A 25,181-nucleotide genomic window follows, 5' to 3' on the forward strand; every position below is an offset into this window, starting at 1 on the left:
CAATTTCCAGAAAATATATTACTTAAGCTGACGCCAAACTTGGCGTGAACCAGCGGTTGCTCCAACTATTGATTTAGTTAACTTGATACCAATAACTTGAGTTGTCCCACAAACACCATTAATACAAACAGTTTGCTGGCCACCTACACTAGTTGTATATGTTGTTGTAGGAGTAGTAGTGCTAAAGACCGTTTGGCTAATATACAAAGCGGGGTCTCCTCCATCTTGGAGCACAAACACCCCACGAGGCGAGCCTCCCACAACCTTGACCGAATTTGATGCCAAGCCATCAAAAATAATTGCTTTGTTTCCTGTCATTGCATCAACTCCGGTAATCCAAGCATCTACACCCGCGACACAATCATCAATGCCTGGGACAATAGAAGTGAATAGAAAGGAGTCCACCTTTCCAGCTACTGTGTAGCGAACTGGTGGGGCAATAACACGCTCCCCTGCAACGACGTTGGTTCCAGACAAGGGAAGGACCCAACCTTTTTTTCCGGATTGTAAGTACCACGGCGTGGAACTAGTTGATGTGGTCCTTACATCGTCAGTACTGGCAGTCATAGTTAGCGATTGCACTACCAGAGTAGATTCAGCAACAGACGGTGATGTATTCAAAGTCCACAGAAGATCATCATAGATGCCATAGAGTGCTTGACGTGGACTCGTGACCAATGGATCAGACGAGTTCAGATAGCTTCCGGTGCCAAAATAAATCATCTTGCTGCCAAGAAGTGCAGGAGCTCCCGTAGCATCACCAATCTTAATTTCAGCCGTGATAGGTCTGCCCGTTGGAGTTGTATAGACAAGAGCAGCATTCGCCGGCCAACCAGCAGTCAGCGAAGTTACGCCAGAAAGATCAAATCGCCAAATATTTCCTTTGTAATCAGCGCTATACACATACTCTATCGTGTCCTTATTTCCAGTGCTTTTCAATACAATTTCGGTACTACCCAAACCATTATTCAAAATTGCATTATTTGTGGGAATTTCTTTAATAATTGCCCCTGTAGCAAGATTTACCACGAACAAATTCGCAGTTCCAACAGTGCTGTTATAGCCATTACCAAAAATCGCCACCCAAGTTCCGCTATTGAGCTTACCGATGACTGGCCGCCCCATTACATTTCCCAAGGTTCCCGCAGTGGGCAATGTAGTATTTGAATTTATTTCCCAAAGGACGCTGCTTGCAGAGTAAGTTTGAGAAGTTGTATTGACAGCAAAAACAGTTTGAGCACCCGCACCACCCGCTGCAACCGCAACGGAACACCATTGCGTGGTCGCCTCGCAACCGCTTATCAAGGATCCAAGCTTCGCATGTCCGAGTCCGATAGAACCATCAAGAATGAATCTGTGACTATATGCAGGTGTAGCCAAATCCTTAATACTCCCCCTAGCCGCCTGAGGCATAAAGCCCAGCAGCTCCCCGCCTCCTGCCGTAGTTGGCGCGGCGTCAAAAATATGGAAAAAACCGTCATTTGCAGAAACAGCTAGTGACTCCGTAGTTATAGTAGCAAGAAAACTAGAGTAAGTGGCATCTCCCAATGAATAACCATAGTTCTTCTTGCTGATAATTTGAGGGTCAGAATTTACAATATCCCCCAAAACAGATCCAGCATCATTTTGTGCAGTGGTGCCTCGATTTCTGAACGTCCCCGCTAAGCCTTTCCGCTCCTCATTGCTCTTATCGCCTAGCAGATACTCATAAATCGTCGCGTTACCAAAATCTGTTTGTTCTGCCGCACTAAGTGATGAATAATTACCTGAAGTCAAAGGCAATGGAGTCGAATTACCCCCTTGACCTAGAAACAATTTAGTTCGAGTAGCAGGAACACCGATTTTCGAGGAAACCTCCCATAATGTCGAATTCGAAACGACTCCCGAGGCCAACACGCTAAATGCATACAAGCGAGATGTCCATGTCAGCGAATCATAGTTCGCTTGGTAAATTGCAGCACTTCCCAAACTGCGCTGACCGACCCCCACAACGCTAGTACTCGCCACGGCAGCAATAGCAGCAGCAGATCGGAATGCCTTCCCCATTTGTCCAGGTAAAGTGGAGGCATTTGTTACCCTGAAGTAATTGATGGGGTCACCAGTAGCCGGATCCCTCGGACCACCATATTTTGCGGCATACCACAGTGGATCATGCGGGACATAGGACCCGAGGGTAGAAGAAGAGGCTCCAAAAGTAAACTCGCGTGATGCTTGTGGTACGGCACCGGTCGAGGCCAAGTTGGATACACCAACGGGCAATCGAACTGTATTGTGGCGGTATGGATAACTGCTAGGCGCAGGTACTTGATTAGCAAGAGTATCCAAATAATTAATGTCAGTAGCTGCTGCACCAGCTTTGACGACTTCTTGATACAAACCATCCGCAGTGGTTCCAGAAATCACATATCCAAGAGTTGATATGCGCCCCGCACCATCGTAGAAAAGATCAATTTCCACCTTAGGTTTTTTTGTTATAGGATCAATTCTCAATATATAGAATGCCTTTTCATCCATATCATTGTCAGTACCCTGCCCTGCATTGGAAAAACTAACCATGAAACGAAGATATGGATATCCGGAGTTAACTGCATTGTTAATATTGGCCGTTGTAGTATTAGCCATTTGATCTACAAAAAAACCTGTAATAGCACCGGTTTCTTGGTATGGAGCAGGACCGGGGCCAGTTCCATCAAAGGCATTTACACCACCGCCGGAAATGGTTTTCAGCACCGGTACTATTGAAATTTTGTTACCAAGGTAACTAAGTTCGATGGGAGGCACAACACTTCCCAACGCGATACTAATAGTATCAACCGTCACATTGGTGGCCGGAACGCCACCTCCAGGACCAGCACTGATACCCGTCTCTTTCCCAAATTTTGCTACGCTGGCAGCAAAATAGCCACCGTGAGATAACGTCTCATCTGGTGCATGTCCACGAATATTGGAAAAGCTAGTTACTGATTTCGCAGTAGGATTGCCATCCGCAACGGAACCCGACTGTCCGATAAAGAACTTCTTAGTTGTGCTGCCAAATTCTGATTGCCAAATTGCATCAGCTTGTGTCACAACATTGAGGCCCACAATTGTTTTATCTGCACTAGTCAATGGCGCTGCACCACCTGACGTAGTCGAAAATTTTGCTTCCGCCCCAGGCAATTGATCCGTATCAAAAGACGTCAAAGGGTCTGCAATCACCATTTGTACTGGGCGCGAGCAAATTGGATTTCCACCAGATGCTTTTGGTCGAAATGGATTAGCCCAGCTTGTCAAAGTAGGCAATTCCAATTGCGAATCAGGGCTTGCAGCCGCAGCAACACCATTAATATAGGCCGAGGTGGGCACAACGAAAGATGTAGTACCTGCGTTAAAGTACCTTAACCCCTCATACATCATTTCTGCCACTGGAGCCCCCCACATATGGCAAGACCCCTGATTCCTCAGACTAGCATAAAAATATCCACACGTATAGTCACTATTATAAAATCCATAATTCTGAATATTATTAATAGTATAAACAATGCCTTTCACAGAGGGTTTATATACACCCTTAGCATCAACTTCATCGTTAAACGTACCTATATCTTTGCGAAGAACGCCACCCGAGTAATTATTGAGGTATGAACCCGTCATTAATCCAAACTTGAGACTATCACTTGTGGCGTAGTCATGCAAAACTCCCTTGGGCTTCCAGTAGGTACTCCCACCGGTGGTATAGCTTTGACATTCTGATTCACGCCCCACCCCTCCCCCCAAGTCAACACAAGCTTCAACTGCAATACTAAATCTGTTAACTCCATTATTAGTTGTGGTTGTTCCGGCAAAAGTGTCTGGACCTACCGGCTGTTCGTTGGAGACCCAGTTCCACACACGAGCCGTAGTGCGATCCACATTTTGCACGATACGAAATGTAGGTGGCGGAAGCAACAAATTCGCATGGGTGACTGTTGCAGGAGTTGGTATCGGGTCACTTTTGACCATAAACACGTGTTGCTTACCCGCTGTGGGAGCCGCTAAGCTCGTGTAATAGCTAATATCGTAAGTATCTGGACCGGTGCTAGTATTGCCAGCAGTTGTAGGTGGTCTAAATTCCTTCCCCCAAACATGGCTATCGGCAGGAACCGGCGTACCCTGCAACACCGTCACCCCCCCAACAGTCGAAGCATCTATAGAACGATATCCACCATATAGGACGCGCCGCAGGGCATCCATTCGCGATGTCGTCAACCAGTTTAGCCAATTTCCATGCCATCGAGCCGAACTAGGCGCCGAAAAACAGCCGTTGGTATTGCTTGCTACAGATTTTGGACTGAACCTCTTATTTGTAGCGTCATATGCATAGCATCGAGTGGGGACAAAGTAGCCATAGTATGTAATCGCGGGATTGAATCCAACGTCAATGACTCCGTCGGCGTTCAAATCACTATTATCCGTATAAGCAGAATAAAACAGTCTGTGATCTCTGCTCATTGTTAGCATGACCAATCCAGGTGCACTTTTCAAGGCCAGCAAAGGAACTTGGGAAAGTGCGACCGTCGTTTGAGCCCAAGCCGACGCACAAAAAATTAACTGAGCAGCAAAAAGAATTTGCAAAGCAAGCATATATCGCTTTAACAAATTCACAAAGAAAATACCTGACGCTGTTTTTTCAAACGGCTTGTTCATAACAACACCTCAAAGATCATGGAGTCGTAGTACGCACATACATTGTCTGCAGGACAACATCGGCATTCCCTGAACCACCAGTACTACGCGAAGTAATTCTGTAGGTCCACTGTGTAGAGGTTCCATCAGAAACCGAGGATATAAATTCAATAACAAATTGCGCCTTATTTGCGATTTGAGTGCTACTGAAGTCGTATTTATTTGCCACAGTAGCAGAGCAACTAGTCCAACTGAAAGGAGTAGTGGTAGCGCAATTGGCAACGGATACTGTGGCACCATCACCTTTATTCCAAAAAGTCGTAGTTCCCCCGTTGGTCAATGGAGCACTGTAGTAACCTGTGCCTATCGCACTTAAAGGAGTGGGAGTAACTGCCGCAAACGAATTTTCAACCTTCACCAAGGCTTCCTTGCCAGCATTCTCTGCAGATTGAAAAGAGATATTTCGATCAACTGTATTCCCAGTCATGCGCTCAGACATAGTAGTATTACGAAAACCTATAGTACTAATTACCATCAGCATCAATAAGAAAACAAGCCCAATCAACAAAGTCATTCCCTGCTGTTTTTTACGAAAAACGATGGTAAGTTGCATGGATTTTTTTAGCATTGGAGTTTCACTATCTAGGCGCAACGCGGTTTCTTAGCACGACCGTTGTAGAAAACTCTTTGCGCAACCTAGTGGAAAGCGCCCCCGTAGGCAAAGTGTATGAAAGCCCCAGCAAAGTGGGAGATGCTGGAGTAACGTCAATGTTGGCACGGCTGTCATCACTCACCATCATGAGACCAATCCGTACCGCAACTACACGAGACCAATTAGTGACAGAGGCCGCACTTGTACGCCACACATCTGCTTGAAGAGTTGCAACACATGTTGCCCCACCTGAGGACAAAATACATGAAGATGAGGTAGCACTATCGACGCCATTTAAATTTTCACCATAGTGAATTCTCATTCCCTCAACGTTGGCAACAAGCTCTTCAGCATTTTTGCGTGCGTTGCCATCAAAAGTTACACGGTAGAGACTGGGAGTATCTGCCCCTGAGCGAGTGGCAATATAGTAAAAGCTCCATTCCACCGGCATTACCAATGCATCAGTGCCGTACATTGCATTGGATGGAAATGTATCAGCTGTATTTCCAAGTGCTGCAGCATGGCTAATTTGAAGCCCACTAGCGGCGGTTTTTGCAGCAAAAATACTAGATTTGGCGCAGTCAGAAACTATCATGGTGTACACACCACCATTAGCTGTAGCATTGTGCCAACCAAAGGGATCTGAACCGATTGTCAATACCTCATCAGAAAAAGTTTGAGCACTGGTTAATGAAACGGCGTTTGCCCCTCCACTTGAGAAAAACAAACTGTCCGCACCGACCGTTATAGGTTGTGCAGCGAGTGCAAACATTGTTGTAGGGAAAGTACTGCCATCAAACCCTCTAAGGAAATTAGAGGGCGACAGAGGCTGCATTGTCACCATAGCCTCAGACGGGAATACAGTCGCCATTGGATTTGGGCCATTTATCCCATCAGGAGAGGCGGAAGACAGAGACAGTTGAGGGTAATAAGTTAAAACACTACTGACAATTAACCCATCCACCCCCCGACAGCCTGCGAATCCCGCCATCCGTAGATCTTTAGAGATACTCTCCAATGCAAATGTTGCATCCTCTTGCAGGCGCCCGGCTGTTTCTTGGAAACGAAATGATTGTTTTGCAGCAACATATACTGCCGACATCGCAAGCAACACACCTAACCCAAGTGCAATGGAAATCATCAACTCAATAAGGGTAACGCCAAATTGGTCGTTCCGCACTCTTAGTTTTAAGTTACTCATAATTGCAACTCAAAATTAATAGTACGAAATGCAGTTGTCGAATCGTCACGACATGCCGTTTGGTCCGCATCATTAATAGTACCCATGCATTTTGACCAACGAACTTCGATATTAACCTTTCGCTGTCCGCCACCCACGGTATTGTATATACGCCCTTTACCTTGAGGCAGTTGTGCGGCGAGGGCTTGCATCCATTCTTTTTTATCTTTTGCAGCAATGGTTGTAGGACTCGAAGGAACTGTGTCGCTATAACTAAGGAGATATTCGCTTGTCGCAGAAAGAGCTACCACAGGATTGGCCCGGATTCGATCAGCCATATCAGCAGCAAGCTGATTCGCTTTAGCCAGAGACTCAGAATCTGCGGCATTGGATACTCCACCTACAAGCAACCCAGCCACACCCAACAAGCCGAAGCACAATATCAGTATCGTCACCAATACCTCAATCAAGCTAAACCCCATCTGGTGTAATCCCCTGCTTGCCAAATGGTATGAGCCTGCTCTCAATTTTGTTACTACGTTCATTTTCCACCTTAATCCACAGCACAGCTTTGTGTGTTCCCAACACGGGAACTGCGCACTCGACCAGTATTATTAATAATCACGCAATATAAATCGCTGTTGGCCTCAAAAAACCAGAATGATCTATTCGCGGCGGCACCAGTAGATGTAATTAAACGACCTTGCCCGTTGTAGGTGAAATAGTTGAGCGAACCTGTTTGACTAAACCCTACAGTTGCAGACGGGGGTGCAACAATCTCCAGCCGAGTGACACAATTACTCGCGCATGAACTAGCGCTGTCTGCTGTTGGCGCAATACCAGCATTCGCATTCGTGGTCCCATCAACGAAAACAGTCCATCCCTTGTTCCAACTGCCAGCGGTGGTATTGGCAGCGACTGTCACACGGGCATCCGTACCGCGCTTCACCGCTTCTGACCGCGCCAGATTCAAAGACATCTGGAGTGCAGAAGATGCAGCGGACAATCGATTCTTCTGCATCAAGTTGGCCATAGAAGGTGCAGCCAAAGATGCCAATACAGCAACGATCGTTACCACCACCATAGTTTCAATGAGGGATAGACCTTGAAGACCTTGAATTCCCCAAGATGAGCCATTCCTCCGTTTTAGAAGACGTAGTTGTGTTGGTAGATTGGTCCGCTCATTCATGGTGCGATGATAGAGTTTTCAATCTACCAGCCAATCGCGAATCTGATGGGCGGTCATGCAAAGTGCCCTGACGGCAGGCGATGTAACAGATGAACACATTCATGAACTTGGCGGTGGAACTGGCAACGAGTAACCGCTTCGCTCCCCCTCCGAATCCCAGTGTTGGCTGCGCCATCGGAACACCCGAGTCTTCCAAACTAGGCCAAGGCCACACCCAACGCGCCGGAGGTCCTCACGCCGAAATCATGGCCCTGCGCGATGCGGCGGGCAAGGGGAATTCCGTAGTGGGTGCTACAGCCTACGTCACCTTGGAACCCTGCTCCCACCATGGCCGCACCGGCCCCTGCTGTGATGCGTTGATTGCGGCTGGCATCAAAAAAGTCGTTGCCACCAACTTGGATCCCAACCCGCTGGTGGCCGGCCAAGGCTTTGCGCGGCTGCGAGCTGCGGGGGTTGAGGTTGAAGTTCTCGACCCCACCGATCCGATGGCTATTGCCTCCCGCGAACTCAACATTGGCTTCTTCAGCCGCATGATCCGCAAGACGCCCTGGGTGCGCATGAAGGTTGCAGCCTCTTTGGATGGAACTACAGCGCTCAACAATGGCGCCAGCCAGTGGATTACTTCCCCTGAGGCGCGCGCGGATGGGCACACATGGCGTGCACGCTCATGCGCCATCTTGACCGGTATAGGTACCGTGCTGGCGGACAAGCCGCGGCTGGATGTGCGTCTGGTTGAGACATCACGCCAACCGCACCTGGTAGTGGTGGACAGTGACTTGCAAACGCCGCTAAACGCTCCTTTTTTCATAGCTGGTCGCACGGTATTCATCTACGCGGCAATCCGAAGTGATGCCAGGCAAGCGGCACTGGAAGCACTGGGTGCCAAGGTAATTTATCTGCCCGGATACAACGCGCAAGGCCAACCCACCGGTAAGGTGGATCTGACCGCCATGCTTACGGACCTGGGCCAACGAGAGATCAATGAACTGCACGTGGAAGCCGGCTTCAAACTCAATGGTTCGCTGGTGCGCGAAGGGCTGGTGGACGAGTTTGTGGTCTACCTGGCGCCCAAGCTGCTGGGCCAGGGCGCCGGCATGTTCAACATCGGCCCACTGCCCGAGTTGGCCCAAGGCGTGGCGCTGGATTTCAAGTCCACCGACATGGTGGGGCCCGATCTGCGCATCGTCGCACGCGTACAGGGACGCGACAACTTCTAGGGCTTTGCCATGCGGGGGCCTGCGCCCTGCCCTTTCCCTGCGAAAATGCAGCCATGTTCACAGGCATCATCACCGGCGTAGGCCGCATTTCCGCCGTCCAGGCTCTGGGCGAATCAGCAACCCATGGCAAACGCCTCACTATCCAGACGCCCATTGGCTACCTGGACGATGTGGGCTTGGGTGACAGCATTGCGCTCAACGGCGCCTGCATGACAGTCACCACCTTCGATGTGGCCCAAAAACAGTTCACTATCGACATCTCCGCCGAATCGCTGGACAAGACCGCTGGGCTGGATACGCTGGGGCCCATCAACCTCGAAAAAGCCCTGCGCGCGCATGATCGCCTGGGTGGCCACCTGGTGTCGGGCCATGTGGATGGCATGGGCACGGTGAGCCACTTTGCCCAGGTGGGTGAAAGCTGGGAATTGCGCGTTCTGGCGCCCGTGGCGCTGGGCAAGTACTTGGCCTACAAGGGCTCCATCACCATCAACGGCGTGAGCCTGACGGTGAACCGCATTGCCGATGTGGCGGGTGGCTGCGAGGTCAGCATCAACCTGATTCCCCACACGGTAGAAAACACGGCGCTGCACACGCTGGCCGTGGGCAAAAAAGTGAACCTGGAGATTGACCTGATCGCGCGCTATGTGGAGCGCATGATGACGGCGCCTGCCGCCCAGGCTTAAAACGTCAGCGTCTTCACGCCACTAGCGGTACCTAGCAGGCACACCTGCGCGCGCTGGAACGCAAACACGCCCACCGTCACCACGCCGGGCCATTGGCTCACCTCGGACTCAAATGCCAGCGGGTCGACGATCTGCAGGCCGGTCACGTCCACAATCCATTGGCCGTTGTCAGTTACCAGCGGCTTGCCGTCCTTCTGGCGCACCTTGCCCACGCCGCCCTTGGCAGCAAACTGGGCGATCACGCGCTGCGTGGCCATGGGGATGACCTCCACGGGCAGCGGGAAGGCGCCTAGTGTCTTGACCAGTTTGGACTCGTCGGCAATGCAAACAAACTTGGCGCTTTGTGCTGCCACAATCTTTTCACGGGTCAGTGCTGCGCCGCCGCCCTTGACCATATTTCCAGCGCCGTCGATCTCGTCCGCGCCGTCGATATAAACCGAGAGCTTGTCCACCTCGTTGCTGTCGAATACTTTGATGCCCAAGGCCTGCAGGCGCTCGGTGCTGGCCACGGAGCTGGATACGGCGCCCTTGATCTGGTCCTTGATGGTGGCCAGCGCGTCGATGAACTTGTTGACCGTGGAGCCGGTGCCCACGCCCACAATCTCGCCGGGCACCACATACTGCAGCGCGGCCTGGCCCACCAGGGTTTTGAGTTCGTCTTGGGAGAGTGCGGGTGTGCTCATGGGGGACAATCGAAGAAGTTGAAATCTGAAAGCAGGAATTATCCGATGTCTCTGGTGCCCTACGCCCTCGCCCGCAGCGTTTTGTTCAATCTGGACCCCGAAGTCGCCCACGACATCACCATGGCCGGGCTGGCCGCCACCCAGGGCAACCCGCTCAAGCTGGCCTACTGCAACAGCCGGGTGGACGACCCTATCACCCTGGCGGGGCTGAAGTTTCCCAACCGCGTGGGCATGGCCGCCGGCCTGGACAAGAACGCCCGCTGCATCGACGGCCTGGGCGCCATGGGCTTTGGTTTTGTGGAAGTGGGCACCGTCACCCCACTGGCCCAGCCTGGCAACCCCAAGCCACGCATGTTCCGCCTGCCCGCGGCCCATGCACTCATCAACCGCCTGGGCTTCAACAACGGCGGGCTGGACGCCTTCATTGCCAACGTGCAACGCTCCGCCCTGCGCCAGAGCAAAAACCCGTCGCTGCTGCTGGGCCTGAACATCGGCAAGAACGCCGCCACCCCGATTGAAAAAGCCACTGACGACTACCTGATCTGCCTGGACGGCGTGTACCCGCATGCGGACTACATCACCGTCAACATCTCCAGCCCCAACACCAAGAACCTGCGCAGCCTGCAGAGCGATGAGGCGCTGGACGCGCTGCTAGGCGCCATCGCTGAGCGCCGCGAGCAGTTGGCCCAAAAGCACGGCCAACGCAAACCCATCTTCCTGAAAATCGCCCCCGATCTGGAGGCCGACCAGGTAGCGGTGATTGCCGCCACGCTCAAGCGCTACGGCACCGACAGCCACGGCCAGGTCAACAACGCCTGGGGTGTGATTGGCACCAACACCACGCTGTCACGCGAGGCGGTGAAAGGCATGCCCCATGCCGAAGAAACCGGTGGCCTGTCGGGCGCGCCCGTGCTGGAAAAAAGCAATGCCGTGATTGCCCAACTGCGCACCGCACTGGGCCGCGACTTCCCCATCATTGGCGTGGGCGGCATCATGAGCGCGGCCGATGCGGTGAGCAAAATCCAGGCGGGTGCGGATGTGGTGCAGATCTACACCGGGCTGATCTACAGCGGCCCCCAACTGGTGCGGGATGCAGCGCTGGCCATCAAGGCCATAAACAAAAAGAGTCGATAGTCCTCGTCAATATTGCGCTAACAGCTCCTAAATTCATAGCAAATCAGGGTTCGACGGCCAGCCCTAAAATCGGCGCCCCGTCAGCCAACGTGCCCACCAGTGTGGCTTTGCCGCTGCTGAGGTCAACGGTGTAGAGCTTGGTGGTGGGATGGCTGGTGCTGCGCACCGCGGCGAAGGCAATGCCCGAGACATCTGCAATATCCAACGACGCATCCAGCAAAGGGCCGGTACCCAGCGGCCCCACTGTGCGCAGCTGCCCGGTGTTGGGCGACACCACGGGCTGCACGCCCTCCACAGAGCCCTGCGTCACCAACATGCCGGCACGGCGGTCGATGGCGTAGTTGGTGGTGAGCTTGTCGTCTTTCTTGTTGTAGGTGTAGCCGGCGGCCACCACTTCGGGCTGCTGGCCTGCCTGCGGGTCGCCAGGCGCGTAGCTCAAAGGGGTGTCGGTCGCCACGAGGGCGCCGGTGTCGGGGTGCAAACGCAGGTTCTGGCCACTGGCACTGACCACACGCACCCGATCCGCCACCGGGTTGAAATCCACACCAAAGCTGCTGCCCTGCAAGGCCACGCCCGCCACGCTGCCCACTACGGTGAGCACGCCCGTAGGCACATCCAGCGTGTACAGGCGCCCTGCACTGCTTAGCGCAAACAGCATGCCTTTGGATACACGGTAGTCCATACCCACCAAGGTCTCACCCGTGAGCGCCCCCGTCACCAAGGTGCGCTGCAGCACCTTGTCCGGCTGTCCCACGTTGATGGTCAGCAGCTCCATTTTCTGGGTCAGCACATGCAGCGTTTCCTTGTGCGCGGCCCCCTGGCCTTCCGGCACGCTGGCGCAGCCCGCCAGCACCGCCAGGGCCAGAACCGCCCCCACCCCATACACATTCGATGCGTTGAACTTCATCACAGCGACCTCCTCAGACATGGAAAAAACCGGGTCATCCGATTCCTCATACAAGCCCCTGCACATATTCGGCGATTGCCAGCGCACTGGTCAAGCCCGGCGACTCAATCCCAAACAAATTCACCAACCCCGGCACCCCATGCACCGCCGGGCCCTGGATCACAAAGTCTGAGGCTGGCGTGCCGGGGCCGTGGATCTTGGAGCGTATGCCGGCATAGGCCGGTAACAGTGCGCCGTCGGGCAAGGCCGGCCAGTATTTGCGCACCTCGGCGTAAAACGCATCGCCGCGCGCGGGGTCCACTTCCAGGTCCTGCGGATCGTCCACCCACTGCACATCGGGACCGAAGCGCGCCTGGCCACCCAAATCAATGGTCAAATGCACGCCCAAACCCGCCGCCTCGGGCACCGGATAAATCAAGCGCGAGAAGGGGCTGCGCCCCGCCAGCGTGAAGTAGTTGCCCTTGGCAAAGTGGGCCTGCGGTACGTGACGTGCATCCAGCCCCGCAAAGCTGGCTGCCAGGGCCGGGGCCAGTACGCCGGCAGCATTCACCACGGTATTGGCACGCAAACGGGTACCATCCTCCGCTACCAAATCAATAGCACCTTGCGCAATATCTGCGAGGGCCAGAGGCGAATTCAGCGCCAAGACACCGCCCGCACGCTCCAAATCCCCCAACAACGACAGCATGAAGGCGTGGCTATCCACAATGCCGGTGGACGGCGAATGCAAGGCCGCCAGACACTGCAGCTGTGGCTCGGCCGTGCGCGCTTGTGCCGCATCCAGCAACACCAAATCGGTCACCCCATTGGCAGCGGCCTTGGCCTGGATGACCTGGAGTTGCGCTACCTGGGCTGTGTCGGTGGCCACAATGAATTTGCCGCAGCGTTGGTGTGGCAGGCTGCGTTCGGCGCAGTAGTCGTACAGCAGCTGCTTGCCACGCACACACAACTGCGCCTTGAGCGAACCAGCGGGGTAGTAAATGCCGGCGTGGATCACCTCGCTGTTGCGCGCACTGGTTTGCGTGCCAAACGCGTCACAGGCCTCCAGCACCAACACATCACGCCCGGCCAGCGCCAGCGTGCGCGCCACGGCCAGCCCCACCACTCCGGCACCAATCACCACACAGTCAACGTGTTCTGTCATGTGCTTCCTCAGGTTGCGTCGTTTTCGTTCGCCGTTGTAGCTCTTTCGTCCACGCCCGCGCGGTGCGGGCCGTGTAGTATCTTATGGAAGCGATGTGCAAGAACTGACACAGACGCATTGCCACTTCCATCCAACCGCACTATCGACCATGGACACACCTGAACCTGCTGGTGACACTATTCTGCGCATCCCTCTGAAGTCCATGGGCCTGCGCTCCGGCATGGCGCTGCAAACACGTCGACTAGTGGAAGGTGCCAGCAAAAAAGAGGCTCAGTTTTTCGGCGCCATCGAAGGCAAGGGCGTGATGGTTGGCCCACCAGGGTCTGATGCCACGCAAACCGGACTGGAAGAAGGCGAGGTGTGCGTGGTGCGCGGATTTACCGGGCAGTACGAGTTCTCGTTTCTGAGCAAGGTGCTGCAGACCTTCGAGAAACCTTTTGCCTATGCCCTGCTGGCCTATCCCGCGCAAGTGGATGCCAAGAAGGTACGCCAGTCCATGCGCACCAAGGTCTCCTGGCCCACGCAGGCCCGGCCTGCAGGCGTAGCGGAAGATACGCCTGCGCTGGACCTCATGCTGGTGGACATCAGCCCAGCCGGGGCCATGGTCAGCAGCCCGGCTACGCTAGGTGGCATTGGTGATCTGGTGCAACTGGGTATGGATGTGCAGTTTGAAGACAACCCGGTGCGCCTGCAGCTCACGGGCAGCATTTGCCACCACAACCGTGCCGCAGGCCAAGACCAGTTTTTCGTTGGGCTGGCGTTCAAGAACCTGAGCCAGAACGACAAGCTGGTGTTGCACTACCTGACCCAGGCCCAAGTGCCCAACGCCTAAGCATCAACGCGACAAACGCCGCGTTGAACGCACAAAACAAAAAAGCCTAGCTCGTTGAGCTAGGCTTTTTAATGTGGTGGGCGATGCAAGTTTCGAACTTGCGACCCCTGCAGTGTGAATGCAGTGCTCTACCCCTGAGCTAATCGCCCTGAATTCTTATCAGGTAAGCCTCAAATTATATAACAAAATTTACGCAGTTTGCCGCCACAGCGTTTTCCCATTGCTGGATTTGTCCAACTGGGTCAGCACCTCGTCATGGGCAGTCATTTCCTGTGCATTGGCACCCAGCACGGGCAGTTCGATCGTGCGCAGATCCACACGCTCCACCACAATGCCCTTGGTTTCTTGTGTGCCCGTGTCCATCAGCAGCGCGTCTTGGCCGCGCGTCATGTTGATGTAGACATCGGCCAACAGCTCGGCATCGAGCAAGGCGCCGTGCAGCGTGCGCCCGGAGTTGTCCACCTCCAGGCGGTCGCACAGCGCATCCAGGCTGTTGCGCTTGCCAGGGAACATCTCCTTGGCCATCACCAGGGTGTCCCGCACGCTCCCAATGTATTCCTTGAAACGCAGGCGACCGGTACGCGCCAGTTCCATGTCGAGGAACGCCAAATCGAAAGGCGCATTGTGGATGATCACTTCGTCTGCGTCGGCGACATAGTCCACCAATTGCTGCGCGATCTCTTCAAAGCGGGGTTTGTCGCTCAAGAATTGCGTTGTCAATCCGTGCACACGCAAAGCGCCCTCGTCACTGTCACGCCCTGGATTTACATAGAAATGCAGGTTGTTGCCCGTGAGCTTGCGGTTGACCAGCTCCACGCACCCGATCTCCACCATACGATCCGGGTTGTCCGGATGGTTGGCGTAAAAGCCCGTGGTTTCAGTGTCCAGAACAATTTGGCGCATGGCAATGCTTCAGTGGTTTTCTTTGGCGTGGTTGATCGAGTACTTGGGGATCTCCACCACCAGGTCCTTTTGGGCCAAAAATGCCTGGCAGCTCAGGCGGGAGTTGGGCTCCAGGCCCCAAGCCCGGTCCAGTAAATCCTCTTCCGTTTCTTCTTGTTCGTTCAACGATGCAAAGCCCTCACGCACCACCACGTGGCAGGTGGTACAGGCACAGCTCATGTCACAGGCGTGTTCGATGTTGATGCCGTTTTCCAGCAAGGCTTCGCAAATGGAAGTGCCGGCCGGGGCCGTCAACTCGGCGCCTGCAGGGCAGTATTCCGGGTGCGGCAGGATTTTGATAATGGGCATGGTGCTTACCGGAAAAAATCAGATGGATTCAATGTTCTTGCCCGCCAGCGCCTGCGCGATGCCGCGGTTCATGCGCATAGCCGCAAAGGCTTCGGTGGCCTGGGCCAGGGCTTTGGATTGGGCTTCGACGAAGGCCGCGTCGTCGCTGGCACGGGCAGCGTCCAGCGCGTGCATCGCAGTGTCAACCTCGGCGCGCTCTTGCGCACTGAGCAAGTCGCCGTCAGCAGCCAGCGCACTGTGGGTGGCCAGCAGCAGGCGGTCGGCGTCCACCCGGGCTTCCACCAACGCACGTGCACGCATGTCGGCCTCGGCAGTGGTGAAACTGTCCTTCAGCATTTGCGCAATCTGGTCGTCAGAGAGGCCATAGGATGGCTTCACATCAATGCGCGCCTCCACCCCACTCACCTGCTCCTTGGCAGCAACGTTGAGCAAGCCATCGGCATCCACCGTGAAGGTCACGCGGATGCGCGCTGCACCGGCCGCCATGGGCGGAATGCCACGCAGCTCAAAACGGGCCAAACTGCGGCAGTCGGCCACCAGGTCGCGCTCGCCCTGCACTACGTGCAAAGCCAATGCCGTTTGGCCGTCCTTATAGGTCGTGAAATCCTGCGCCATGGCAGTGGGAATAGTTTGGTTGCGCGGCACGATGCGCTCAACCAAACCACCCATGGTCTCCACTCCCAGGGACAAAGGAATCACGTCCAGCAGCAGCAGATCACCCGTGGGGTTATTACCAGCCAGTTGGTTCGCCTGGATGGCAGCACCCAGCGCCACCACCTCGTCAGGGTTCAGGTTGGTCAAAGGCGTTTGACCAAAGAAATCGGCCACGGCGCGACGCACCTGCGGCATGCGGGTCGAACCGCCCACCATCACTATGCCCTGGATATCGTCTTTGCCGAGGCTGGCATCCCGCAGCGTCTTGCGCACGGCCTGCAGGGTCCGCGCGGTCAGCGCAGCGGTCGCCTCTTCAAACTGCTCGCGGTTCAGCGACAGGTCCAACCCGCCAGTGGACAGGTCTGCCTCCGCGGTCACGATGTCTTCGTCCGACAACGCCTCTTTGCAGCGGCGCGCCTCTGCCATCAGCACCGCTTGGTCTTCGGGCGTATGGGCTTCCAGGCCGGCCTGGGCCAGCAACCAGTCGGCCAAGGCCCGGTCATAGTCATCACCACCCAAAGCAGAGTCGCCACCCGTGGCCAGCACCTCAAACACACCGGCCGACAGGCGCAGGATGGAAATATCAAAAGTGCCACCGCCCAAGTCGTACACGGCATACACACCTTCGGACGCATTGTCCAAACCATAGGCAATCGCCGCTGCGGTAGGTTCGTTGATCAGCCGCAGCACATTCAGGCCGGCCAGTTGCGCCGCATCCTTGGTGGCCTGGCGCTGCGCGTCGTCGAAGTAGGCGGGCACCGTCACCACGGCGCCATAGATATCGTCGTTAAAGGTATCTTCGGCGCGAAAGCGCAGCGTGGCCAAAATCTCGCCGCTCACTTCCACGGGGCTCTTGTCGCCCGCAATGGTGCGCACCTTGACCATGCCTGGGGTTTCCAGCAGCGCATACGGCAGCTTGCTGGCGTGGGCAATGTCCTTCATGCCCCGTCCCATCAGGCGTTTGACTGAGGCAATGGTATTGCCAGGGTCATTGATTTGCTGCTCCAACGCTGCATAGCCGATTTGGCGGCGATCTGCATCCACATAGCGCACCACGCTGGGCAAAATCACCCGGCCCTCGGCATCCGGCAGGCATTCCGCCGTGCCATTGCGCACCGCCGCCACCAAGGAATGTGTGGTGCCCAGGTCAATGCCCACGGCAATACGGCGCTCGTGCGGGTTGGGCGATTGCCCGGGTTCAGAAATTTGTAGAAGCGCCATGGCGGTAATTATTCAAACTGGTCAAAGCGCTGGTTTAGATCTTGGGTGAATTTCTCAATGAACATCAGGGCCCGCACGGGGCCGACTGCCGCGACGGCATCGTGTTGTTCGTCCAGCAGGGATGCACATTGTTGCAGCAATTGCGCACGCGAGGCGTCCACCTCGGCCTGCAAAGCCTCCAGCGCGGGCACCGCATTCGCATCGTCCAGCGCCTCGCGCCACTCCATCTGCTGCATCAGAAAAGCGGCCGGCATGGCCGTGTTGCTATGGGCGTTCACAGGTGCACCACCCAACTCACACAAGTACGCCGCACGTTTCAGCGGTTCTTTGAGGCGCTGGTAGGCCTCGTTGATACGCACCGACCATTGCATAGCCACGCGCTGCGCAGCGGCTCCCTGGGCGGCAAACTTGTCAGGATGGGCTTCACGCTGCAGCGCCTTCCAGCGGGCGTCGAGCGCGGCGCGGTCTTGCGCGAACTGCCGGGTCAGACCAAACAGTTCGAAATCATCGGCCTGCAGGTTCACACGCGGAAAGATTCACCGCAGCCACACTTGTCGCGCTCATTGGGGTTGTTGAAGCGAAAGCCTTCGTTCAACCCTTCACGCACAAAGTCCAGTTGCGTACCGTCGATGTAGGCCAGACTTTTAGGGTCCACCAGCACCTTCACACCAAAGCCTTCAAACACAATGTCCTCGGGCGACAACTCATCCACGTACTCCAGTTGGTACGCCAAACCAGAGCAACCCGTAGTTTTGACGCCCAGACGCACGCCCACCCCTTTGCCGCGCTTGGTCAAGTAGCGGGTCACGTGCCGTGCGGCGGCCTCGGTCAGAGAAACTGTCATGTTTTCAATCAGTTGGGGACAGAGCTAAAGATCTGTCCCGCAAACCTATTAGTTGAGGTGTTTTTTCTTGTAGTCATCCACAGCGGCCTTGATGGCATCTTCGGCCAGGATGGAGCAGTGAATTTTTACCGGCGGCAAGGCCAGTTCTTCGGCGATCTGGCTGTTCTTGAGCGCCGCCGCCTCATCCAGTGTCTTGCCCTTGACCCATTCGGTCACCAGCGAGCTGGAGGCAATGGCCGAGCCACAGCCATAGGTCTTGAAGCGTGCATCTTCAATCACGCCAGTCAGTGGATTGACCTTGATCTGCAGTTTCATCACGTCGCCGCAGGCGGGCGCGCCCACCATGCCGGTACCAACGCTGTCATCGCCTTTTTCAAAGCTGCCCACGTTGCGGGGGTTTTCGTAGTGATCAACGACTTTGTCTGAATATGCCATTTGGATTACCTCTTAACTCTTCAATAACTTTTAGTGCGCAGCCCACTGGATGGTGCTGATATCGATGCCTTCCTGGTACATGTCCCAGAGCGGACTCAAGTCACGCAGCTTGGCCACGTTTTTCTTGATAGTGTCCACGGCGTAGTCGATGTCAGCCTCGGTGGTCCAGCGGCCAATCGTCATGCGCAGGCTGCTGTGCGCCAGTTCGTCGCTGCGGCCCAGGGCGCGCAGCACATAGCTGGGTTCCAGGGACGCGGAGGTACAGGCAGAACCTGAAGATACCGCCAGACCCTTGATGCCCATGATCAGCGACTCGCCTTCCACATAGTTGAAGCTCATGTTCAGGTTGTGGGGCACGCGCTTGGACTCGTGGCCGTTGATGAACACCTGCTCAATGTCCTTCAGGCCATTCAACATGCGGTCATGCAGGGCCTGGATACGGACGTTCTCAGCGTGCATTTCTTCTTTGGCAATGCGGTACGCCTCGCCCATGCCGACGATCTGGTGCGTGGGTAAGGTGCCGCTGCGCATTCCGCGCTCATGGCCACCACCGTGCATTTGTGCCTCCAGGCGGATGCGTGGCTTGCGGCGCACAAACAGCGCGCCGATGCCCTTGGGGCCATAGGTCTTGTGCGAGGTCAGGCTCATCAAATCGACCGGCAGTGTTGCCATGTCGATGTCCACACGGCCGGTGGCCTGCGCAGCATCCACATGGAAGATCACACCCTTTTCACGGCAAATGGCACCAATGGCAGCGATGTCCTGGATCACACCGATTTCGTTATTGACGAACATCACGCTGGCCAGGATGGTGTCGGGGCGGATGGCGGCCTTGAAGGCATCCAGATTCACCAGACCATCTTCCTGCACGTCCAGGTAGGTCACGTCAAAGCCCTGGCGCTCCAGTTCGCGGCAAGTGTCCAGCACAGCCTTGTGCTCGGTCTTGACGGTGATGATGTGTTTGCCCTTGCTCTTGTAGAACTGGGCAGCACCCTTCAAGGCCAGGTTGTTGGACTCGGTCGCACCCGAGGTCCAGACGATTTCACGGGGGTCGGCGTGGATCAGTGCGGCAACTTGCTCACGTGCTTTTTCAACTGCGGCTTCGGCTTCCCAGCCCCAGGCATGGCTGCGCGATGCGGGGTTGCCAAAGTGGTTGCGCAACCAGGGAACCATGGCATCCACCACCCGCTCGTCGCAGGGGTTGGTGGCGCTGTAGTCCATGTAGATGGGGAAGTGGGGAGTGGTGTCCATGGCTGGCTCGATGCTGGCTAAAAAGTAAAACGGAAATCAGGATTTGGAGAACGCGTTGCCCAAGGCAAAGACCGAGTTGGGCGCATTCACGCGAATGGGCTTGACCACGGGCATGGCGGAAATGGCACGCTTCACGCTGGGCTTGTCTTCGATCTGCAGGCCCTTGGCCAGTTGGTCGTCCACGAGTTTTTGCAGGCTCACGGAGTCCAAAAACTCCACCATGCGGGTGTTCAGGGAGGCCCACAGGTCATGGGTCATGCAGCGGTTGCCTTCACCCAAGCAGTTTTCCTTGCCGGCACACTGCGTCGCATCAATGGGTTCATCCACCGACACGATGATGTCGGCCACGGTAATTTCGCTGGCCTTGCGGGCCAGGGTGTAGCCGCCACCGGGGCCGCGGGTGGATTCCACCAGTTCATGGCGGCGCAGCTTGCCAAACAACTGCTCCAGATAGGACAGGGAAATTTGCTGGCGCTGGCTAATGGCCGCCAAAGTCACCGGGCCAGAGCTCTGACGCAGACCCAGATCGATCATGGCGGTGACCGCAAAACGGCCTTTGGTAGTGAGACGCATGGCAAGCTCCTTGAGTCAGGTTGGTTGACTAACGCAGTCAAGTATACCAAAAAGCCCCGAGGTTTGCTCAAGTAATAAAGGGGAAACCCGTAGGGTTGGGGATGCCCACCGTTCAGCCAAGGTTCACCACGTTGTCGGAGCCCGGCGCACCGAAGGCCTGCTGCTTCAGGATGCCCAGTTGGTCCCGCACCCGCGCAGCCTTTTCAAACTCCAGATTGCGGGCGTGTTCCATCATCAGCTTCTCCAGGCGCTTGATTTCGCGGGAAATGTCCTTCTCACTCATGTCTTCCACCTGGGCGCGCTGCTGGGCGTCTCGCTCCAGGCGATCGGCTTCCTTGCCCGCCTTCTCGCTGTAAACACCGTCGATCAGGTCGCGCACCTTTTTGACGATGGCGCGCGGGGTAATACCCCTCTCCAGATTATGGGCAATCTGCTTCTTCCGCCGCCGCTCGGTCTCGCCAATCGCGCGCTCCATCGAATCGGTGATCTTGTCGGCATACAGGATGGCGCGCCCCTCTAAGTTGCGCGCGGCCCGGCCAATGGTCTGGATCAGGGAGCGCTCAGAGCGCAAAAAGCCTTCCTTGTCCGCGTCCAGAATCGCCACCAGCGACACCTCGGGAATGTCCAGCCCCTCGCGGAGCAGGTTGATGCCGACCAGCACATCGAAAGTGCCCAGGCGCAGATCGCGCAGGATCTCCACGCGTTCCACGGTGTCCACGTCGCTGTGCAGGTAGCGCACCTTCACGCCGTTGTCGGTCAGGTAATCGGTCAACTGCTCGGCCATGCGCTTGGTCAGCGTAGTGATCAACACGCGCTCGTTTTTCTCCACGCGGATGCGAATTTCCTGCAGCACGTCGTCTACCTGGCTAGTCGCAGGGCGCACCTCCACCTCCGGGTCCACCAAGCCGGTGGGCCGCACCAACTGCTCCACCACCTTGCCCGCATGGTCTTTCTCCCACTGCGCGGGCGTGGCGGACACGAAGATGGCCTGGCGCATCTTGGTCTCGAATTCTTCGAACTTCAGTGGCCGGTTGTCCAGCGCGCTGGGCAGGCGAAAGCCGTACTCCACCAGCGTGGTCTTGCGCGCCCGGTCACCGTTGTACATGCCGCCAAACTGGCCGATCAGCACATGGCTTTCGTCCAGAAACATCACCGCATCCTTGGGCAAGTAGTCGGTCAGCGTGGACGGTGGCTCGCCCGGCTCAGTACCGCTCAAGTGGCGCGAGTAGTTCTCGATGCCCTTGCAGTGCCCCACTTCGCTCAGCATTTCCAGGTCAAAGCGCGTGCGCTGCTCCAGGCGCTGGGCTTCCACCAGTTTGCCCATGCTGACAAACTCTTTCAGTCGGTCCGACAACTCGGTCTTGATGGTCTCCACGGCCATCAGCACCTGTTCGCGCGGCGTTACATAGTGGCTGCTGGGGTAGACCGTAAAACGCGGGATCTTCTGGCGGATGCGCCCGGTCAGCGGGTCAAACAGCTGCAGGCTCTCGATCTCGTCGTCAAACAGCTCCACGCGGATCGCCATCTCGCTGTGCTCGGCGGGGAAGATGTCGATGGTGTCACCGCGCACGCGGAAGGCACCGCGGCTGAAATCCATGTCGTTGCGCTGGTACTGCATACGCACCAGCTGGGCAATCATGTCCCGCTGGCCCAGCTTGTCGCCTGTGCGCAGCGTCATCACCATCTGGTGGTAGCTCTCGGGCTTGCCGATACCGTAAATGGCCGACACCGTGGCCACGATCACCACGTCGCGCCGCTCCAGCAGGCTCTTTGTGCAGCTCAGGCGCATCTGCTCGATGTGCTCGTTGATCGCACTGTCCTTCTCGATGAACAGGTCGCGCTGCGGCACATAGGCCTCGGGCTGGTAGTAGTCGTAGTAGCTGACGAAATACTCCACGGCGTTCTTGGGGAAAAACTCGCGGAACTCGCTGTACAGCTGCGCGGCCAGCGTTTTGTTGGGTGCAAACACAATGGCCGGGCGGCCCAGGCGGGCAATCACATTGGCCATGGTGAAGGTCTTGCCCGAGCCGGTCACGCCCAGCAGGGTCTGGAACACTTCGCCGTCTGTTACCCCCTCCACCAGCTGGTCAATCGCCTCAGGCTGGTCACCTGCCGGAGGGTAGGGCTGGTACAGCTCGTAGGGGGAGTCCGGGTAGCGCACAAACGTGCCGGTTCGCACCTGTTCGGCGTCGTCGGTCACTGCGGGGGTGGGCTGGCTGGAGGACATGGCGGCGTGCTCAAAAGGGGCAAAGGTAGAACTGTAGACTAGACCGCGAATCTGCAGGAACCCACTATGCCAAACCCTTCATTCTTGGGCACCGCCCTCCCCCTGATTCAGGCCCCCATGGCGGGCGTGCAAGGCCATGCACTCGCCGCCGCGGTGTGCAAGGCAGGCGGCCTGGGCTCGATTCCCGCCGCCATGCTGAGTCTGGACGCACTGCGTACCGAACTCACGCAGCTGACTGCGCTGACCGACAAGCCTTATAACGTCAACTTCTTTTGCCATACGCCCCCGGCACCCGACCCGACCCGGGACGCGGCCTGGCAACAAACCCTGCAGCCTTTCTATAAAGAACTGGGGCTCTCATTGGCTGACATCGTCCCCGGCCCAGGCCGCGCGCCCTTCAGCGACCAAGTGGCCGATGTGGTGGAAGCGTTCAAGCCCCCCGTGGTGAGTTTCCATTTTGGTCTGCCGTCCCCACAGTTGCTGGCGCGCGTCAAGTCATGGGGCAGTGTCGTGCTGGGGAACGCCACCACGGTGGAGGAAGCCCTGTGGCTGCAAGCCCAGGGCGTAGATGCCATCATTGCCCAAGGGCTTGAGGCAGGGGGCCACCGTGGCATCTTCCTCGGGGATGACCTGAGCACCCAAGTGGGCACCATGGCGCTGCTGCCGCAAATTGTGCAGGCCGTGCAGGTACCGGTGATTGCCGCCGGTGGCATTGCCGATGCGGCCGGCGTGGCCGCAGCCATGGCGCTGGGAGCGTCGGCCGTGCAGATTGGCACGGCCTATATGTGCTGCCCGGAGTCCACCACTTCCGCCCTGCACCGCGCGGCCCTGCAAAGCCCCGCAGCGCGCCACACCGCACTCACCACCCTGTTCACCGGTCGTCCGGCGCGCGGCATCATGAATCGGCTGATGCGCGAGCTGGGCCCACTGAGCCCGGCCGCCCCCGCCTTTCCGCTGGCCACCAGCGCCATTGCCCCGCTGCGCGCGCGCGCCGAGAGCCAAGGCAGCACAGATTTTTCTCCGCTGTGGAGCGGACAAAACGCCTCGCAATGCCGAAATGTGCCTGCTACCGAGGTGACGCGTGCACTGGCACAGGGCCTTGCGCGTTAAGCACCCAGAAAAGGCACCAGCGCGGTGCCCGGTAAAATAGGGGTTACCCGCATCGCAGGCCGCGGAGCGGGTAACCCCCCGACATTCCAATCACAGGACTTTTCCATGTCTCTTTTCTCTGCCGTCGAAATGGCCCCCCGCGACCCCATCCTGGGTCTGAACGAACAATTCAACGCTGACACCAACCCCAATAAGGTGAACTTGGGCGTAGGCGTGTATTTCGACGACAACGGCAAGCTGCCCCTGCTGCAGTGCGTGCAAGCCGCCGAAAAAACCATGATGGACAAGCCCACCGCCCGCGGCTACCTGCCCATCGACGGCATCGTGGCCTACGACAACGCCGTCAAAGGCCTTGTGTTCGGTGTCGACAGCGAACCCGTTACCTCTGGCCGCGTGGCCACGGTGCAGGCCATTGGCGGCACCGGCGGCCTGAAGATTGGCGCTGACTTCCTGAAGAAGCTCAACCCCACCGCCAAGGTGCTGATCTCCGACCCCAGCTGGGAAAACCACCGCGCACTGTTCACCAATGCCGGCTTTGAAGTGGGCACCTATGCGTACTTTGACGCAGCAGCCAACGGTGGCAAGGGTGGCGTGAACTTTGAAGGTTACCTGGCCAGCCTGAACGCTGCGGCCGCAGGTACCGTGGTCGTGCTGCACGCCTGCTGCCACAACCCCACCGGCTACGACATCACCCCCGAGCAATGGGACCAGGTGATTGCGGTGGTGAAGGCCAAGAACCTCACGCCTTTCCTGGACATGGCCTACCAAGGCTTTGGCTACGGTATCTCTGAAGACGGCGCTGTGATCGCCAAGTTCGTCGCCGCCGGCCTGAACTTCTTTGTGTCCACCTCGTTCTCCAAGAGCTTCAGCCTGTACGGCGAACGCGTTGGTGGCTTGTCCGTGCTGTGCAAGGACAAGGAAGAAGCCGGTCGCGTGTTGAGCCAGCTCAAGATCGTCATCCGCACCAACTACTCCAACCCACCTACCCACGGCGGTGCCGTCGTGGCTGCTGTACTGAACAACCCCGAGCTGCGCGCCCTGTGGGAAAAAGAGCTGGGCGAAATGCGCGTGCGCATCAAGGCCATGCGCCAGAAGCTGGTCGACGGCCTGAAGGCCGCCGGTGTGAAGCAGGACATGTCCTTCATCACCACCCAGATCGGCATGTTCAGCTACTCCGGCCTCTCCAAGGACCAGATGGTGCGCCTGCGCAGCGAGTTTGGTGTCTACGGCACCGACACCGGCCGCATGTGCGTGGCCGCGCTGAACAGCAAAAACATCGACTACGTCTGCCAGGCGATTGCCAAGGTCATCTAACTTGATGACAAAAACAGCTGCTAGCCCCCGTGCAAT

Annotated in this window: 23 protein-coding genes and 1 tRNA gene; 6 read left to right on the top strand and 18 right to left on the bottom strand. The window is 56.6% G+C overall.

The features are described from left to right. Positions 1 to 18: 18 nt before the first annotated feature. Genes J2X15_RS18535 through J2X15_RS18555 form a run of 5 tightly spaced genes read right to left on the bottom strand, consistent with a single transcriptional unit; the run spans position 19 to position 7,665 of the window. The gene (locus J2X15_RS18535) at positions 19 to 4,665 is read right to left on the bottom strand and encodes a pilus assembly protein (RefSeq protein ID WP_310345713.1); all 4,647 of its coding nucleotides are present in this window, start codon (positions 4,663 to 4,665) and stop codon (positions 19 to 21) included. A gap of 16 nt (positions 4,666 to 4,681) precedes the next feature. Then, a complete protein-coding gene (locus J2X15_RS18540) occupies positions 4,682 to 5,257 on the bottom strand; it encodes a pilus assembly PilX family protein (RefSeq protein ID WP_310345715.1) in 576 nt (191 codons plus the stop codon). Between the two features lie 25 nt (positions 5,258 to 5,282). After that, entirely contained in the window at positions 5,283 to 6,497 is a 1,215-nt protein-coding gene (locus J2X15_RS18545) for a PilW family protein (RefSeq protein WP_310345717.1), read from the bottom strand. Next, positions 6,494 to 7,021 (bottom strand): type IV pilus modification protein PilV, encoded by a 528-nt coding sequence (gene pilV / locus J2X15_RS18550; RefSeq protein ID WP_310345720.1) that lies wholly within the window; start codon positions 7,019 to 7,021, stop codon positions 6,494 to 6,496. The genes J2X15_RS18545 and pilV overlap by 4 nt, the downstream gene beginning before the upstream one ends. Positions 7,022 to 7,029: 8 nt before the next feature. Continuing rightward, positions 7,030 to 7,665, bottom strand: a complete 636-nt coding sequence (locus J2X15_RS18555; RefSeq protein WP_310345721.1) for a GspH/FimT family pseudopilin — start codon at positions 7,663 to 7,665, stop codon at positions 7,030 to 7,032. An 89-nt stretch (positions 7,666 to 7,754) separates the two neighbouring features. Here J2X15_RS18555 and ribD point away from each other — a divergent pair, with 89 nt between their 5' ends. Both ribD and J2X15_RS18565 read left to right on the top strand, forming a co-directional pair. After that, positions 7,755 to 8,882: a bifunctional diaminohydroxyphosphoribosylaminopyrimidine deaminase/5-amino-6-(5-phosphoribosylamino)uracil reductase RibD gene (ribD, locus tag J2X15_RS18560; protein WP_310345724.1), complete on the top strand. Its 1,128-nt coding sequence runs from the start codon at positions 7,755 to 7,757 to the stop codon at positions 8,880 to 8,882. Between the two features lie 53 nt (positions 8,883 to 8,935). After that, a complete protein-coding gene (locus J2X15_RS18565; protein WP_310345726.1) occupies positions 8,936 to 9,565 on the top strand; it encodes a riboflavin synthase in 630 nt (209 codons plus the stop codon). On the opposite strand, the gene rpiA is transcribed toward J2X15_RS18565, so the two are convergent. After that, positions 9,562 to 10,248 (bottom strand): ribose-5-phosphate isomerase RpiA, encoded by a 687-nt coding sequence (gene rpiA / locus J2X15_RS18570; RefSeq protein WP_310345728.1) that lies wholly within the window; start codon positions 10,246 to 10,248, stop codon positions 9,562 to 9,564. The two genes, J2X15_RS18565 and rpiA, sit on opposite strands and share 4 nt — an antisense overlap. A 45-nt stretch (positions 10,249 to 10,293) precedes the next feature. On the opposite strand from rpiA, the gene J2X15_RS18575 reads away from it, so the two are divergent. Continuing rightward, a complete protein-coding gene (locus tag J2X15_RS18575) occupies positions 10,294 to 11,382 on the top strand; it encodes a quinone-dependent dihydroorotate dehydrogenase (protein ID WP_310345731.1) in 1,089 nt (362 codons plus the stop codon). 43 nt (positions 11,383 to 11,425) lie between these two features. Here J2X15_RS18575 and J2X15_RS18580 read toward each other — a convergent pair whose 3' ends face one another. Both J2X15_RS18580 and J2X15_RS18585 read right to left on the bottom strand, forming a co-directional pair. Then, complete coding sequence (locus tag J2X15_RS18580; protein ID WP_310345733.1) at positions 11,426 to 12,310, bottom strand: DUF4394 domain-containing protein; 885 nt, start codon at positions 12,308 to 12,310, stop codon at positions 11,426 to 11,428. A gap of 25 nt (positions 12,311 to 12,335) precedes the next feature. After that, positions 12,336 to 13,433: an NAD(P)/FAD-dependent oxidoreductase gene (locus J2X15_RS18585; RefSeq protein WP_409034309.1), complete on the bottom strand. Its 1,098-nt coding sequence runs from the start codon at positions 13,431 to 13,433 to the stop codon at positions 12,336 to 12,338. Positions 13,434 to 13,581: 148 nt separating this feature from the next. Between J2X15_RS18585 and J2X15_RS18590 the strand changes: the two genes are divergently transcribed. Next, positions 13,582 to 14,265 carry a PilZ domain-containing protein gene (locus J2X15_RS18590; protein WP_310345735.1) on the top strand — a complete coding sequence of 228 codons (684 nt, stop codon included), beginning with the start codon at positions 13,582 to 13,584 and terminating at the stop codon, positions 14,263 to 14,265. Between the two features lie 74 nt (positions 14,266 to 14,339). Here J2X15_RS18590 and J2X15_RS18595 read toward each other — a convergent pair. The 10 genes from J2X15_RS18595 to uvrB form a co-directional block, all read right to left on the bottom strand. Continuing rightward, a tRNA-Val gene (locus J2X15_RS18595) sits at positions 14,340 to 14,414 on the bottom strand. Positions 14,415 to 14,454: 40 nt separating this feature from the next. Further along, positions 14,455 to 15,168 carry a DNA polymerase III subunit epsilon gene (gene dnaQ / locus J2X15_RS18600; RefSeq protein ID WP_310345737.1) on the bottom strand — a complete coding sequence of 238 codons (714 nt, stop codon included), beginning with the start codon at positions 15,166 to 15,168 and terminating at the stop codon, positions 14,455 to 14,457. Between the two features lie 9 nt (positions 15,169 to 15,177). Continuing rightward, complete coding sequence (fdx, locus tag J2X15_RS18605; RefSeq protein WP_310345739.1) at positions 15,178 to 15,516, bottom strand: ISC system 2Fe-2S type ferredoxin; 339 nt, start codon at positions 15,514 to 15,516, stop codon at positions 15,178 to 15,180. A gap of 18 nt (positions 15,517 to 15,534) precedes the next feature. Continuing rightward, a complete protein-coding gene (gene hscA / locus J2X15_RS18610) occupies positions 15,535 to 17,391 on the bottom strand; it encodes a Fe-S protein assembly chaperone HscA (RefSeq protein ID WP_310345741.1) in 1,857 nt (618 codons plus the stop codon). Between the two features lie 8 nt (positions 17,392 to 17,399). Beyond that, on the bottom strand, positions 17,400 to 17,915 hold the full coding sequence (gene hscB / locus J2X15_RS18615; protein ID WP_310345742.1) for a Fe-S protein assembly co-chaperone HscB: 516 nt from the start codon (positions 17,913 to 17,915) through the stop codon (positions 17,400 to 17,402). Beyond that, positions 17,912 to 18,235: an iron-sulfur cluster assembly protein IscA gene (gene iscA, locus J2X15_RS18620; RefSeq protein ID WP_105259531.1), complete on the bottom strand. Its 324-nt coding sequence runs from the start codon at positions 18,233 to 18,235 to the stop codon at positions 17,912 to 17,914. The genes hscB and iscA overlap by 4 nt, the downstream gene beginning before the upstream one ends. 48 nt (positions 18,236 to 18,283) lie before the next feature. Continuing rightward, positions 18,284 to 18,670, bottom strand: coding sequence for a Fe-S cluster assembly scaffold IscU (gene iscU, locus J2X15_RS18625; RefSeq protein WP_105259532.1), 387 nt, complete (start codon positions 18,668 to 18,670; stop codon positions 18,284 to 18,286). A gap of 30 nt (positions 18,671 to 18,700) precedes the next feature. Continuing rightward, positions 18,701 to 19,921 carry an IscS subfamily cysteine desulfurase gene (locus J2X15_RS18630; RefSeq protein ID WP_310345748.1) on the bottom strand — a complete coding sequence of 407 codons (1,221 nt, stop codon included), beginning with the start codon at positions 19,919 to 19,921 and terminating at the stop codon, positions 18,701 to 18,703. A gap of 36 nt (positions 19,922 to 19,957) precedes the next feature. Then, positions 19,958 to 20,494 (bottom strand): Fe-S cluster assembly transcriptional regulator IscR, encoded by a 537-nt coding sequence (gene iscR / locus J2X15_RS18635; protein ID WP_310345751.1) that lies wholly within the window; start codon positions 20,492 to 20,494, stop codon positions 19,958 to 19,960. Between the two features lie 112 nt (positions 20,495 to 20,606). Next, positions 20,607 to 22,721 carry an excinuclease ABC subunit UvrB gene (uvrB, locus tag J2X15_RS18640; RefSeq protein WP_310345754.1) on the bottom strand — a complete coding sequence of 705 codons (2,115 nt, stop codon included), beginning with the start codon at positions 22,719 to 22,721 and terminating at the stop codon, positions 20,607 to 20,609. 66 nt (positions 22,722 to 22,787) lie between these two features. On the opposite strand from uvrB, the gene J2X15_RS18645 reads away from it, so the two are divergent. Continuing rightward, entirely contained in the window at positions 22,788 to 23,831 is a 1,044-nt protein-coding gene (locus tag J2X15_RS18645) for an NAD(P)H-dependent flavin oxidoreductase (RefSeq protein ID WP_310345757.1), read from the top strand. Positions 23,832 to 23,936: 105 nt separating this feature from the next. Then, on the top strand, positions 23,937 to 25,145 hold the full coding sequence (locus J2X15_RS18650) for an amino acid aminotransferase (RefSeq protein ID WP_310345759.1): 1,209 nt from the start codon (positions 23,937 to 23,939) through the stop codon (positions 25,143 to 25,145). Positions 25,146 to 25,181: the final 36 nt, after the last annotated feature.

Origin of the sequence: Rhodoferax saidenbachensis (genome assembly GCF_031457975.1) — a bacterium.
GTDB classification, from domain to species: Bacteria; Pseudomonadota; Gammaproteobacteria; order Burkholderiales; family Burkholderiaceae_C; genus Allorhodoferax; species Allorhodoferax saidenbachensis_A.

Excerpts from the sequence above, each read along its gene's own strand:
- J2X15_RS18535 (WP_310345713.1), bottom strand. The coding sequence starts at position 4,665 with ATGAACAAGCCGTTTGAAAAAACAGCGTCAGGTATTTTCTTTGTGAAT.
- J2X15_RS18540 (WP_310345715.1), bottom strand. The coding sequence starts at position 5,257 with ATGCAACTTACCATCGTTTTTCGTAAAAAACAGCAGGGAATGACTTTG.
- J2X15_RS18545 (WP_310345717.1), bottom strand. The coding sequence starts at position 6,497 with ATGAGTAACTTAAAACTAAGAGTGCGGAACGACCAATTTGGCGTTACC.
- pilV (WP_310345720.1), bottom strand. The coding sequence starts at position 7,021 with ATGAACGTAGTAACAAAATTGAGAGCAGGCTCATACCATTTGGCAAGC.
- J2X15_RS18555 (WP_310345721.1), bottom strand. The coding sequence starts at position 7,665 with ATGAATGAGCGGACCAATCTACCAACACAACTACGTCTTCTAAAACGG.
- ribD (WP_310345724.1), top strand. The coding sequence starts at position 7,755 with ATGAACACATTCATGAACTTGGCGGTGGAACTGGCAACGAGTAACCGC.
- J2X15_RS18565 (WP_310345726.1), top strand. The coding sequence starts at position 8,936 with ATGTTCACAGGCATCATCACCGGCGTAGGCCGCATTTCCGCCGTCCAG.
- rpiA (WP_310345728.1), bottom strand. The coding sequence starts at position 10,248 with ATGAGCACACCCGCACTCTCCCAAGACGAACTCAAAACCCTGGTGGGC.
- J2X15_RS18575 (WP_310345731.1), top strand. The coding sequence starts at position 10,294 with ATGTCTCTGGTGCCCTACGCCCTCGCCCGCAGCGTTTTGTTCAATCTG.
- J2X15_RS18580 (WP_310345733.1), bottom strand. The coding sequence starts at position 12,310 with ATGTCTGAGGAGGTCGCTGTGATGAAGTTCAACGCATCGAATGTGTAT.
- J2X15_RS18585 (WP_409034309.1), bottom strand. The coding sequence starts at position 13,433 with ATGACAGAACACGTTGACTGTGTGGTGATTGGTGCCGGAGTGGTGGGG.
- J2X15_RS18590 (WP_310345735.1), top strand. The coding sequence starts at position 13,582 with ATGGACACACCTGAACCTGCTGGTGACACTATTCTGCGCATCCCTCTG.
- dnaQ (WP_310345737.1), bottom strand. The coding sequence starts at position 15,168 with ATGCGCCAAATTGTTCTGGACACTGAAACCACGGGCTTTTACGCCAAC.
- fdx (WP_310345739.1), bottom strand. The coding sequence starts at position 15,516 with ATGCCCATTATCAAAATCCTGCCGCACCCGGAATACTGCCCTGCAGGC.
- hscA (WP_310345741.1), bottom strand. The coding sequence starts at position 17,391 with ATGGCGCTTCTACAAATTTCTGAACCCGGGCAATCGCCCAACCCGCAC.
- iscA (WP_105259531.1), bottom strand. The coding sequence starts at position 18,235 with ATGACAGTTTCTCTGACCGAGGCCGCCGCACGGCACGTGACCCGCTAC.
- iscU (WP_105259532.1), bottom strand. The coding sequence starts at position 18,670 with ATGGCATATTCAGACAAAGTCGTTGATCACTACGAAAACCCCCGCAAC.
- J2X15_RS18630 (WP_310345748.1), bottom strand. The coding sequence starts at position 19,921 with ATGGACACCACTCCCCACTTCCCCATCTACATGGACTACAGCGCCACC.
- iscR (WP_310345751.1), bottom strand. The coding sequence starts at position 20,494 with ATGCGTCTCACTACCAAAGGCCGTTTTGCGGTCACCGCCATGATCGAT.
- uvrB (WP_310345754.1), bottom strand. The coding sequence starts at position 22,721 with ATGTCCTCCAGCCAGCCCACCCCCGCAGTGACCGACGACGCCGAACAG.
- J2X15_RS18645 (WP_310345757.1), top strand. The coding sequence starts at position 22,788 with ATGCCAAACCCTTCATTCTTGGGCACCGCCCTCCCCCTGATTCAGGCC.
- J2X15_RS18650 (WP_310345759.1), top strand. The coding sequence starts at position 23,937 with ATGTCTCTTTTCTCTGCCGTCGAAATGGCCCCCCGCGACCCCATCCTG.